Annotated in this window: 8 protein-coding genes; 6 read left to right on the top strand and 2 right to left on the bottom strand. The window is 75.0% G+C overall.

Annotation, left to right across the window (positions count from 1 at the left end; all coding sequences use genetic code 11):
* Positions 1-156: 156 nt before the first annotated feature.
* Positions 157-2,997 (bottom strand): FtsK/SpoIIIE domain-containing protein, encoded by a 2,841-nt coding sequence (locus ACWDBB_RS27815; protein WP_449792202.1) that lies wholly within the window; start codon positions 2,995-2,997, stop codon positions 157-159.
* A gap of 381 nt (positions 2,998-3,378) precedes the next feature.
* Here ACWDBB_RS27815 and ACWDBB_RS27810 point away from each other — a divergent pair, with 381 nt between their 5' ends.
* The 3 genes from ACWDBB_RS27810 (at position 3,379) to prfB (ending at position 8,053) form a co-directional block, all read left to right on the top strand.
* Positions 3,379-5,295 carry a protein kinase domain-containing protein gene (locus ACWDBB_RS27810; RefSeq protein WP_449792201.1) on the top strand — a complete coding sequence of 639 codons (1,917 nt, stop codon included), beginning with the start codon at positions 3,379-3,381 and terminating at the stop codon, positions 5,293-5,295.
* Between the two features lie 287 nt (positions 5,296-5,582).
* Positions 5,583-6,836: a serine/threonine-protein kinase gene (locus ACWDBB_RS27805; RefSeq protein WP_449792200.1), complete on the top strand. Its 1,254-nt coding sequence runs from the start codon at positions 5,583-5,585 to the stop codon at positions 6,834-6,836.
* 104 nt (positions 6,837-6,940) lie between these two features.
* Complete coding sequence (prfB, locus tag ACWDBB_RS27800) at positions 6,941-8,053, top strand: peptide chain release factor 2 (RefSeq protein ID WP_449792199.1); 1,113 nt, start codon at positions 6,941-6,943, stop codon at positions 8,051-8,053.
* A 77-nt stretch (positions 8,054-8,130) separates the two neighbouring features.
* Here the strand turns inward: prfB and ACWDBB_RS27795 are convergent, their stop codons facing one another.
* Positions 8,131-8,325 (bottom strand): hypothetical protein, encoded by a 195-nt coding sequence (locus ACWDBB_RS27795; protein ID WP_359904255.1) that lies wholly within the window; start codon positions 8,323-8,325, stop codon positions 8,131-8,133.
* Between the two features lie 349 nt (positions 8,326-8,674).
* Here ACWDBB_RS27795 and ftsE point away from each other — a divergent pair, with 349 nt between their 5' ends.
* The 3 genes from ftsE to ACWDBB_RS27780 all read left to right on the top strand — a co-directional run bounded on the left by ftsE (position 8,675) and on the right by ACWDBB_RS27780 (position 11,603).
* Positions 8,675-9,364: a cell division ATP-binding protein FtsE gene (gene ftsE / locus ACWDBB_RS27790; protein WP_030059730.1), complete on the top strand. Its 690-nt coding sequence runs from the start codon at positions 8,675-8,677 to the stop codon at positions 9,362-9,364.
* Positions 9,365-9,441: 77 nt separating this feature from the next.
* On the top strand, positions 9,442-10,353 hold the full coding sequence (gene ftsX, locus ACWDBB_RS27785; protein WP_396304070.1) for a permease-like cell division protein FtsX: 912 nt from the start codon (positions 9,442-9,444) through the stop codon (positions 10,351-10,353).
* Positions 10,354-10,466: 113 nt separating this feature from the next.
* A complete protein-coding gene (locus ACWDBB_RS27780) occupies positions 10,467-11,603 on the top strand; it encodes a S41 family peptidase (RefSeq protein ID WP_449792198.1) in 1,137 nt (378 codons plus the stop codon).
* Positions 11,604-11,643 lie beyond the last annotated feature (40 nt).

Below are 11,643 nucleotides of genomic sequence, written 5' to 3'. Positions count from 1 at the left end.
GATCTACTCGCGTGTCCGTACTCTCTTTCCCTACCCCCCGCTCTCCCGATGTGGGGCGCTTCCTCTCCTTCGCTATTTTTGGGCGGGCCCGCGTCAGAGGCCGTTGCCGCTTCGGCGGGGCCGAAGCGGCGACGGGCGGGCGGGCCCGACCGGACCTCAGCGGGCGGCGGCGCGCTGGAGGGCGCTGGCGAGGAGGGCGAGGTCGGTGGGGCCGTTGCCGAGTTCGCGGACCGGGCGGCGGGCCGGCGGGGCGCCGAGCTGCAGCGGGTCTATGGCGACGACGGTGGGCCGCAGGGTGGCGGTGCGCGGGATGCGGCCGCTGATCCGGGCGGTCTGGAAGGCGCTGACCCCGCCGTCGGGCAGGCGGAGGTAGCCGCGGCCGGGGGTGTCCTCGGGCAGGGCAGCCGCGTCGCCGAGGTGGATCAGCAGGTCGGAGTCGGCCGGGTCGTCGGTGCGCAGGGCGATCCGGAGCAGCGCGGCCTCGTCCACCTCGGTGCCGGCGCTGTCCTCCGGACGGCCGGTGGCGACGGCGAGGTGGACGCCGAGCGGCCCGCCCCGGCGGGCGACGGAGGCCAGCGCGCGGGCGAGCGGGCGGCCGGCGGCGGAGGTGGGGGAGAGCAGTGCGTCGTAGTCGTCGACGACGACGACCAGCCGGGCGGGTGCGGGCGCGGGGCCGGTCGGGCGGGGGCCCTCCGCGCTGCGCGGCGGGATGATCCGGGGCGTGGTGGCCGCCCCGCCACCCACGGCGGCGGGAACCGGGACCTTGGCGCGTTCCGCATCCTCCTCCGGTCCGTCCAGGCTCTGTGCGTCCAGGATCCGCGCGGCGTGCCAGGACGCGAAGTCCAGTCCGTCGAACAGCCGCTCCCGCAGGGCGAGTTCGTCTTCCAGCGCCTCGGCCGCGAGCAGGGCGGCGCGCGGGTCGGCGGCGGCGTTGACCCGGCCGGTGACGTGCGGCAGTTCGGTGCAGCCGTCCAGTCCGTCCTGGCCGTCCGTGACGGCCCGGCCCTCGATGATGGTGACGGCCAGCCGCTCGGGCCGCTCGGAGACGGCGAGCGAGGCGACCAGGGTCCGCAGCAACTCGGTCTTGCCGGAGCCGCGGGCGCCGCCGATCAGCAGGTGCGGGCCGCCCGGGTCGGGGGAGGGGAGGGTGAGTTCCGGGTCGGCCAGGTCGAGCGTGCAGAGCTCGTCCCGGGTGGTGCCGAGCAGGGCGGTGGCGGCGCCGATGCCGCCGGCGTGCGCCTCCCAGCGGGTGGACAGCTTGGCCGGGGTGACGGTGTCGAGCTGGAGCAGGTCGAGCAGCCGCAGGGCGTCGGGCAGCGGGCCGCGGACGGCCGGGGCGGCCTCGCGCAGCGGGGCGAGGACCCGGGCCAGCCGTTCGGCCCAGGCGTCCGAGACGGCGTCCAGCGAGACCTCGTGCAGGGTCTCCCGGCCGCGGGCGACCGGGCGGTCCAGCGAGAGCTGGGTGCCGACCTCGCCGGTGATCAGGGCGGTGGCGCCGAGACCGCGGGGGAGCAGCTCGGGCTGTTCGGCGAGGCAGATCGGGAAGATGCCGACCGCCGGGCCCTGGCGCAGCAGCAGGTCGAGGGCCTGTCGGGCGGCCTCGCCGGCCGGGCGGCCGTCCACCACGACGACGGTGGCGGGCTGGCCGCCGAGGCCGCTGGGGCCGCTGAGCCGGGCGGTGAGCTCGGTCAGCCGGGCGGTGGCCTGCTCGTCGTCGAGGCCGATCAGCAGTCGGCAGTCCTGGCCGTCGACCGGGCGAAGGTGGGGCAGCCACAGGGCCCAGGCCCAGGTGTCGGCGCGTTCCTCGGCGGCGCGGGCCGGGTCGGCGTCGACCACGACCAGGCTGAGCCCGGTCGGCGGGTGCAGTGCGGCGAGCTGGGCGACGACGGCGCGGGTGAGCGCGTCCAGGCGTTCGCGCGGGCCGCTGAGGCCGAGGCTGCCGGCGGTCTGGAGGTCGAGGGTGACGGGGACGGCGGGGAGCATGGTGCCGGGGGTGGTGCCGGGGCCGCCGGGGCGGTCGGCGGTGCCGAGGCGCAGGGTGAGCGCGTCGGGGTGGCCGGGGCCGCGCTCCCAGAGCCGGGGGCCGGGGCCGACGGCGTTGAGCAGCAGGGTGGCGAGGTCGGGCCAGCGTTCGCGCTGGGCGGCGGTCTGGCGCAGCCGCACCGCGGCGTGGTGGCGTTCGGCGCTCTCCTGGGCGGGCGGCTCGGCGGCGCGGCCGGGCAGCAGGGAGAACAGGCCGCGGCTGCGGCCGGGCGCGGGTTCGGGGGCAGCGGGCGGCTCGACCACGGGCGGCGCGGGCCGGGTCGGGCCGGGGGCGGCGGCGAGCTGGAGGTGGCCGTGGCCGTCGGGGAGGGCGGCGCGGACGGCTCCGGCGGCCTCGACCGGGTCGGGGGCGGTCACCTGGAGGGTGGACTCGCCGATCCGCAGCACGGCGCAGGGGTCCAGCGGGACGGCGGCCTCCGGCGGGCCGGGCGGGACGAGTCGGCCGTCCAGGGTGGTGCCGTTGGTGGAGCCGAGGTCGCGCACGGAGATCCGGCCGTCCTCGCCGAGGTGCAGGGAGAGGTGCAGCCGGGAGACGTCCGGGTCGTCGAGCGGGACGTCGGCCTCGGCGGAGCGGCCGACCCGGATCTCCCGGCCGTGCAGCCGGTGGACGCCGCCGGCGTCGGGGCCGCCGACCACGCGCAGCTCGGCGGCGGCGGGGGTGTCGTCGGGGTCGTCGGCGGTCGGGTCGGGCTCGTTCAGGCTGAGGACGGCGCCGTCGAGCAGCGGGGGGTGGCCGAGCAGGGTGTGCTCGTCGACCCGGTGCGCCCCGGCGTACAGGTGCACGTGGGTGGCGGCCCGCGGCCCGCGCACGCCCACGGCGCCGGCGAGCGCGCCCGCGATGGCGCCGAGCGCGGTGCCGACGGGCGCGGTGACCAGCACGTCCACGTAGGGGATGGCGGAGCCGGCGGCGGACGGGCCGCTGCGCGGTCGGAGGACGGTCAGCCGGATCTGCATCTCGCCCGCGGGTCCCTTCTGCTGGTGTGAAGCCTGGTACCGCTGCCCGGGGCCGTGGGCACCGTTGGGCCACACGAGTGGCGAGTGTCCATCCTGCCATCCGTCGAGGACGGTCCGCGCACCGTACCGGATTTGACGATCTTGCGATCATCGCCGTGGCGGGGGCGACGGGGAGTCAGGTCGACCGCCCCCTCGCGGAGTGCCCCGGGACCTTCCCTAGGGGATCTCCCCCAACCCTTCCCCAGACCGTACGGATGGCCTGTCGAGCACCCCGAAATCCCGAACGGACACCGTTAGAGTGGCCGCAGACACGGGCCCGGCAGGCTCACCGCACCGGCGGAGGAGCGCCCCGCGCGGGCGGCACGGCGAGGAGTGCGACAGGTGCGGCCAGTCGGCAGCAAGTATCTGCTGGATGAGACCCTCGGGCGGGGTGCGACCGGGACCGTCTGGCGCGGCGTGGTGCGCGAGGACGTCCAGGTGCCGGGCTGCGTGCCCGGGCAGCGGGTCGCGATCAAGGTGCTGCGCGAGGAGCTGGCCGCCGACCCGGACGTGGTGATGCGCTTCCTGCGCGAGCGCTCGCTGCTGCTGCGGCTGACCCACCCCAACATCGTGCGGGTCCGCGACCTGGTCGTCGAGGGCGAGCTGCTGGCCCTGGTGATGGACCTGGTGGAGGGCCCCGACCTGGCCCGCTACCTGCGCGCCAACGGCCCGTTCAGCCCGATCGCGGGCGCCCTGCTGATGGCCCAGGTCGCGGACGCGCTGGCGGCCAGCCACGCGGACGGGATCGTCCACCGGGACCTCAAGCCGGCCAACGTGCTGCTCGCCTCCACCGTGGTGGACGGCGCCGAGCGGATGCACCCGCTGCTGACCGACTTCGGCATCGCCAGGCTCGCCGACTCCCCGGGCGTCACCCGCACCCACGAGTTCGTCGGCACCCCCGCCTACGTCGCGCCGGAGTCCGCCGAGGGGCGTCCGCAGACCTCCGCGGTGGACGTGTACGGCGCCGGGATCATGCTGTACGAGCTGGTCACCGGCCGCCAGCCGTTCCAGGGCGACAGCGCGCTCGCCGTGCTCCAGGCGCACCTGGCCCAGGAGCCGCAGCGGCCCAGCACCATGCCCGAGCCGCTCTGGACGGTGATCGAGCGCTGCCTGCGCAAGGACCCGGCCCAGCGGCCCGGCGCCACCTCGCTGGCCCGCGCGCTGCGGGTGGTCGCGGCCGGCGTCGGCGTGCACGCCTCCCCGGTGGCGGTGGACGAGGCGCTGGCGGTCGGCGCCCTGCTGCTGCCGGACCCGCAGCCCACCGCCGTCCCCTCCACCGGATCGCCGCTGCCGCCCGCGACGCTGCCGGGCGCCGTGGCCGCCGCGCCGGCGGCCCCGGGCGCCGAGGACCACACCCAGGTGCTGCCGTCGACGCCGCCGCAGTACGACCCGGCCGCGGCGACCCGGGTGATGGGCACCCAGCCGCCGCCGGCGCCCCCGCAGGGCGCCCCGGACCGCACCCGGGTGATGCCGCCCGCCGCCGTGCCGCCGCCCCCGCCCGCGGCGCCGCCGCAGGAGGAGGCGCCGCACCCGTGGCAGACCCAGTTGCGCGCGGCGCGGGACCGCAACCAGCAGACCCAGGTCGGCTACTTCGGTCCCGAGGACTACGAGGACCTCCCGCAGCCGCAGGTCGCCCCGCCGCCGTTCCAGGCCGGGCAGGGTGGGCACCCCGGGCAGGGCGGGCACCCCGGCCACCCCGGCCAGGGCGCCCCGGGCGGCCGCCCCGGGCCGCAGCAGCCCGGCGGCTACCGCCAGTCCCCGCCCCCGCCCGGCTACGCCCAGCGCCCGCCGGTGGCCCCGCCGCCGTACCAGGCGGGCCAGGGCGGTCAGGGCGGTCAGGGCGGCGGCCGACCCGGCCAGGGCGGCCGTCCGCAGCCGCCCGGCGGCTACCGGCAGGCTCCCGCCGGGTACGGGCAGTCGCAGGGCGGCTACCCACCGCCGCCTGCGCCCACCCCGGTGCCGCGCCGGGCCGAGCCGCCCGCGCCGCAGTACCGGGAGGCCCCGCCGCAGCGCCGCGAGGAGCCGCCGGCACCGGCCCGCCGTGAGCCCGCGCCGGCCCGCGAGCCGCGTCCGCGCAGCCGCAACCGGATGTACATCCCGGGGCTCGGCTGCCTCAAGGGCTGCCTGATGGTGCTGCTGGTGCTGGCCGTGGCCGGGGTGGCGCTGTGGAACTTCACGCCGCTGCCGCAGTACTGGGACAACGTCGTGGGCTGGTTCGACTCGGCGCGCGGCTGGGTGAACAGCCTCTTCGGCAAATAGCGCCGTCCGGACCGGCGCGAACGCGTTCCGGACCGGCACGAACGGATCCGGGTCGGCACGAACGCGGATCCGGGCCGGGTCCTGAGCCGATCCGGGCTCAGGCCCGTCCCGGACGGCAATATTGACGCTATGTCGACAATTCGAGAGATTTCTCGGCCGGGACTCCCGCTCAGGGCCCCCCGGGCGGCCCCCGCGGGGCCTCCGGACGCGTAGGTTGGTCGCTGTTGTCCCGCCCCACCGAGCGCGCCGGACCCCCGGAGCGCTCCCGCGCCGCCCACGGAGCAGCATTGGCACGCAAGATCGGCAGCCGGTACACCGTCCACCAGGTGATCGGCCGGGGTTCGGCCGGGACGGTCTGGCTCGGTGAGGGGCCCGACGGCCCGGTGGCGGTCAAGCTGCTGCGCGAGGACCTCGCCGCCGACCAGGTGCTGGTCGGCCGCTTCGTCCAGGAGCGCACCGCGCTGACCAGCCTCGACCACCCCCGGGTGGTCGGCGTGCGCGACATGGTGGTGGACGGCAGCGACCTCGCCCTGGTGATGGAGCTCGTCCAGGGCACCGACCTGCGCTCCCGGCTGGAACGGGACGGCGCGCTGCCGCCGCAGACCGCCGCCTCGATCATCGCCGACGTCGCCGACGGCCTGGCCGCCGCGCACGCCGCCGGCATCGTCCACCGCGACGTCAAGCCGGAGAACGTCCTGCTCGACCTCGCAGCCGCCCCCGGACCGGGCGGCGCCCCGCGCGCCAAGCTCACCGACTTCGGCGTGGCCCGCCTGGTCGACGCCCCGCGCCGCACCCGGGCCACCCGGATCATCGGCACCCCCGACTACCTCGCCCCCGAGATCATCGAGGGCCTGGAGCCGCGCGCCGCCGTCGACATCTACGCCCTCGCCACCGTGCTGTACGAGCTGCTGGCCGGCTTCACCCCGTTCGGCGGCGGCCACACCGGCGCGGTGCTGCGCCGGCACGTCACCGAGCAGGTCCCGCCGATCCCGGGCCTGCCGGACGGGCTGTGGCGGATCATCTCGGAGTGCCTGGCCAAGGCCCCCGCGTCCCGGCTGCGCGCCGCCGAGCTGGCCGCCCGGCTGCGCGAGCAGCTGCCCTCGCTGGCCGGTCTGCCGGTGCTCGCCGTGCCCGGCCAGGGCCGCGCCCCCGCCGAGGAGCAGCTGAGCCCCGGCGAGGCCGTCTACGCCGAGATCGACGCCGCCCCCGGCGCCCACAAGCGCCGGCGCGGCCCGGCCGTCCCGCTGGTGCCCGGCGCGGCCCCGGACTCCACCCGGGACACCCACACCAGCCTGCGCCGCCCGTCCGCCGACGAGCTGGCCGCGTACGCGCTCGAGTCCCGCGCCCAGCGCGTCGCCCCGGGCCACCGCCGGGACCGCCAGGCCCTGCTGCGCCGCCGCCGGCTGCTGGCCGTGCTGATCGCCACCGTGCTGCTGCTGGCGGGCGCCGCCGCGGCCTGGACGGCTTTCGCGGCCACCATCCCGGACGGCGGCCACCCGACCCGTCCGGCGGTGTCGGGCACGGCCCCGCGGGCGCCGTAGCCGCGGCCGCGGCCGCATCCGTACCACGGCGGTGGCCGCGCCCGTGGCTCCGGGGAAATCGGGGGTGTCGTCATGACCACTCCCGGAACCATTACCCTGGGGGCGTGGCAGCCGTCGATCCTTCCGAAGAGCTCAAGAACCTCGATACGACCATGGGGTCGATCGAGGCCGTCCTCGACCTGGACAAGATCCGGGCCGACATCGCGGTCCTGGAGGAGGAGGCAGCCGCCCCCACCCTGTGGGACGACGTCGCGAACGCGCAGAAGGTGACCAGCCGGCTCTCCTTCCTCCAGGGCGAACTGCGCCGGGTCGAGGGCCTGCGCAGCCGCATCGACGACCTGGGCGTGCTGTTCGAGCTCGCCGAGGCCGAGGACGACGCGGACACCCGCGCCGAGGCCGAGGTCGAGCTCGTCGCCCTCCAGAAGGCGGTCGAGGAGCTGGAGGTCCGCACCCTCCTGTCCGGCGAGTACGACGCCCGCGAGGCGCTGATCAACATCCGTGCCGAGGCCGGTGGCGTGGACGCCGCCGACTTCGCCGAGCAGCTCATGCGCATGTACCTGCGCTGGGCCGAGCGGCACGGGTACCCCACCGAGGTGTACGACACCTCGTACGCCGAAGAGGCCGGCATCAAGTCCGCGACCTTCACCGTGAAGGCGCCGTACGCCTACGGCACCCTCTCGGTCGAGCAGGGCACCCACCGCCTGGTCCGCATCTCCCCGTTCGACAACCAGGGCCGCCGGCAGACCTCCTTCGCCGGCGTCGAGGTCCTCCCGGTCGTCGAGCAGGCCGACCACGTCGACATCGACGAGGGCGACCTGCGGGTGGACGTCTACCGCGCCTCCGGCCCCGGCGGCCAGGGCGTCAACACCACCGACTCGGCGGTGCGCATCACGCACCTTCCGACCGGCATCGTGGTCTCCTGCCAGAACGAGCGCTCGCAGATCCAGAACAAGGCGTCCGCGATGAACGTCCTCCAGGCCAAGCTGCTGGAGCGGCGCCGCCAGGAGGAGAAGGCGGCGATGGACGCGCTCAAGGACAGCGGCAGCTCCTGGGGCAACCAGATGCGCTCCTACGTGCTGCACCCGTACCAGATGGTGAAGGACGTCCGCACCGCGTTCGAGGCCGGTAACCCGCAGGCCGTGCTGGACGGCGACATCGACGGCTTCATCGAGGCCGGAATCCGCTGGCGCAAGCAGCGCGAGACCAGCGCCGAGTAAGTCACCGCGTAGTCACCGAACGACGCAGAAGGCCCCCGACCGCAGCGGTCGGGGGCCTTCCCGCGTGTCCGGAAGGGTCAGGCCAGTGCCTGCCGGGCGATCAGCGCCACCGCGAGCAGGCCGGCCAGCAGGGCCAGCAGCATCGCGGGGGAGAGCGCGGCGAACGGGCTCTGCTGCTCCTGAAGCCGGGCCCGGTTGGCCCGGCACACCGGGCAACGCCCGTCGCTGACGCGGCCGTTGCAGTTGGCGCACACCAGATGGTCGCAGGTCATGCGATCTCCTCCTCGCTGCTATTGCCAACGCACCGGACGGGGCTTTGGTTCCATGCGCTGCCCTGTACGGGGGAGCGGCCGTGACACGGTCGCCCCTCCACTCTGCCAGGTTCCGGCGGTTCCGGCTCCCGGGCTGTGAGATGCCTCCCGATATTCGGGGCATAAGCGGACATTCTCTACCATGGTCGGGTCGTTGTCACGGGCGGTCCCTGCGGGCCGGTCGCCGATTCGCGTATGGTCCGAGTCCGGGAGCGGCCCTCTGCGCTCCTTTCGCCCGCCCCCGGGCCGGGCCTCCGGGGCGGACCGACCGAGGACTGGCGCCGCCTAGGATGGCCTCCGTGATGCAGCCGTGATCAGATTCGACAACGTCTCCAAGACCTATCCCAAGCAGAACCGTCCCGCCCTGGACAACGTCTCGCTGGAGATCGAGAAGGGTGAGTTCGTCTTCCTGGTCGGCTCGTCCGGCTCGGGAAAGTCCACCTTCCTGCGCCTGTGCCTGCGCGAGGAGCGCCCCAGCACCGGTGCGGTGCACGTCCTGGGCAAGGACCTCGGCAAGCTGTCCAACTGGAAGGTGCCGCACATGCGCCGCCAGCTGGGCACCGTCTTCCAGGACTTCCGCCTGCTGCCGAACAAGACGGTCGCGCAGAACGTCGCCTTCGCCCTCGAGGTGATCGGCAAGCCCAAGAGCGCCATCAACAAGGTGGTGCCCGAGGTGCTGGAGCTGGTCGGCCTCGGCGGCAAGGAGGACCGCATGCCGGGCGAGCTGTCCGGTGGTGAGCAGCAGCGCGTGGCGATCGCCCGCGCCTTCGTGAACCGCCCGATGCTGCTCATCGCGGACGAGCCCACGGGCAACCTCGACCCGCAGAACTCGGTCGGCATCATGAAGCTGCTCGACCGCATCAACCGCACCGGCACCACGGTGCTGATGGCCACCCACGACCAGGCCATCGTCGACCAGATGCGCAAGCGCGTCATCGAGCTCGACAAGGGGCTGCTCGTCCGCGACCAGGCCCGCGGCGTCTACGGGTACCAGCACTGACCGACCGGCGCTGACCCGTAGGGCCGTCGGCCCGGCCCGCCAGACCAGAGCAGTACCGACCCTGGAGTTGTTTCCGCATGCGTGCCCAGTTCGTCCTGTCGGAGATCGGTGTGGGTCTCCGACGCAACCTGACCATGACCATCGCGGTCGTGGTCAGTGTCGCGCTCTCCCTCGCCCTCGCCGGTTCCTCGCTCCTGGTCCGCGACCAGGTGAACTCCATGAAGGGGTACTGGTACGACAAGGTCGAGGTGAGCATCTACTTCTGCACCAAGGCGGACGCCCGGAACTCGCCCCAGTGCGACAAGGGCGCGGCCACCGACCAGCAGGTCCAGGACATCAAGGACCAGCTGGACAAGATGACCTCGGTGGTCCAGTCCTCGACCTACGAGAGCTCGGCCGAGGCGTACAAGCACTGGAAGGAGATGAACCCGGACAACCCGCTCATCTCCGTCCTGGGCCCGGACGCCATGCCGCAGTCCTGGCGGGTCAAGCTCAACGACCCGACCAAGTACGACGTGATCCAGAGCGCCTTCGCCGGCAAGCCGGGCGTCAAGTCGGTCGAGGACCAGCGGAAGATCCTGGAGAACCTGTTCGGCCTGCTGAACGGCCTCCAGACGGCGGCCTTCGTGATCATGGTGCTGATGCTGTTCGTCGCCCTGCTGCTGATCGTCAACACCGTCCGGGTGTCGGCGTACAGCCGACGGCGCGAGACCGGGATCATGCGCCTGGTCGGTGCCTCGAACTTCTACGTCCAGATGCCGTTCATCGCCGAGGCGGCCTTCTCGGCGCTGCTCGGCGCGGTGATGGCCTCCGGGCTGCTGATCGGCGGGCACTTCTTCGTCCAGAACTGGCTGGCCGACCGGGTGCAGTTCATCCACTTCATCGGGCTCGGCTCGGTGCTCGCGGTGATACCGCTGCTGATCGTGGTGGGTATGGGCATGGCCGGTGTCGCGGCGTTCTTCACGCTGCGCAAGTACCTCAAGGTCTGATCCCGGACCGCCTCGACGGCCCCGGACGGCACTGCGCCGTCCGGGGCCGTCGGCGTTCCGGGGGGCTTCGTTCCGGTTCGCCCCGTGCGGAGCGGTGTCTACACTCCGGTGCCATGCTGCAAACTCCGCGCAGGGCCCGCCAGGTGGCCGCGCTCAGCCTGGTGTTCGGCGCCGTGCTGCTGGCCGGCGCGGCCACCGGGGCCTGGGGCGACCCGGGCGGCTCGCCGCACCACCCCTCCACCGACACCGTCCGGGCCGGCGGCGGGCTCCCGGCGGACCCGGCCGGCGCCGCCCTGTCCGAGCAGCAGGCCGAGCACCTGCTGGCGGCCGGCGGCGACCGCTGGGGCGCGTACTACAGCGCCCAGGAGTACGCGGAGTTCAGCCAGGGCCTGGACGGCCGGTACCCGGGAGTCGGCCTCTCGGTCGGCCGCGGCCAGGACGGTGTCACCGAGGTCTCCCAGGTCGCGCCGGGCGGCCCGGCCGCCGCGGCCGGGATCGCCCCCGGCGACCGGCTCGTGCGGATCGGCGGGGACCAGGCCGACCACCTGCCGGTGACCGAGGTGGTCGCGCGGCTGCGCGGCCAGGGCGAGGAGCGCCGGGCGGGCTCCGAGGTCACCCTGGCCGTCCGGCGCGGTGAGGGGCAGGAGCGCGAACTGCGGCTGCGGCGCGTGCTGCTGGACAGCCGGCAGGTCACCGCGGAGCAGCTGGGCAAGGGCGTGCTGCGGGTGACCGTGCGCGCCTTCACCAGCGGCGTGGCCGACCAGGTGCGCGCCGCCCTGCGCGCCCCGCACGCCGGCGTGGTGCTCGATCTGCGCGCCAACTCCGGCGGGTTGGTCGACGAGGCGGCCGAGACCGCCGGGATCTTCCTGGACGGCGGAGCGGTCGGCTCGTACCAGGAGCGCGGCGGGACCAGGGAGTTGACCGCCCCGCCCGGCGGCGACCAGCGCACCCCGCTGGTGCTGCTGGTGGACGGCGGCACGATGAGCGCCGCCGAACTGCTGGCCGGCGCCCTCCAGGACCGCAGCCGCGCCGTGGTGGTGGGCTCGCGGACCTTCGGCAAGGGCACCGTCCAGCAGCCCAGCCGGCTCGCCGACGGAGCCGTGCTGGAACTGACCGTCGGCCGCTACTACACCCCGGCCGGCCGCTCCCTGGACGGCACCGGCCTCACCCCCGACGTCCCGGCGGGATCGGGCGAGGAGGCCGACGCCCTCGCCCTGCGGGTCCTCTCGGGGCTCGGCACCCGCGCCTGAAGCCCCGCCCTAAAGCAGCTGCCCGATCCGGCGTCGAAGT

It is taken from the genome of Kitasatospora sp. NPDC001095 (assembly GCF_053598615.1).
Note: the sequence above shows the minus strand (reverse complement) of the source record. Positions and strands in the feature narration are given on the sequence as shown.

What these genes read in the sequence shown, in the direction of transcription:
- ACWDBB_RS27795 (WP_359904255.1), bottom strand. Translation starts at nt 8,325, where the DNA reads ATGACCTGCGACCATCTGGTGTGCGCCAACTGCAACGGCCGCGTCAGC.
- ftsX (WP_396304070.1), top strand. Translation starts at nt 9,442, where the DNA reads ATGCGTGCCCAGTTCGTCCTGTCGGAGATCGGTGTGGGTCTCCGACGC.
- ACWDBB_RS27815 (WP_449792202.1), bottom strand. Translation starts at nt 2,997, where the DNA reads ATGCAGATCCGGCTGACCGTCCTCCGACCGCGCAGCGGCCCGTCCGCC.
- ACWDBB_RS27780 (WP_449792198.1), top strand. Translation starts at nt 10,467, where the DNA reads ATGCTGCAAACTCCGCGCAGGGCCCGCCAGGTGGCCGCGCTCAGCCTG.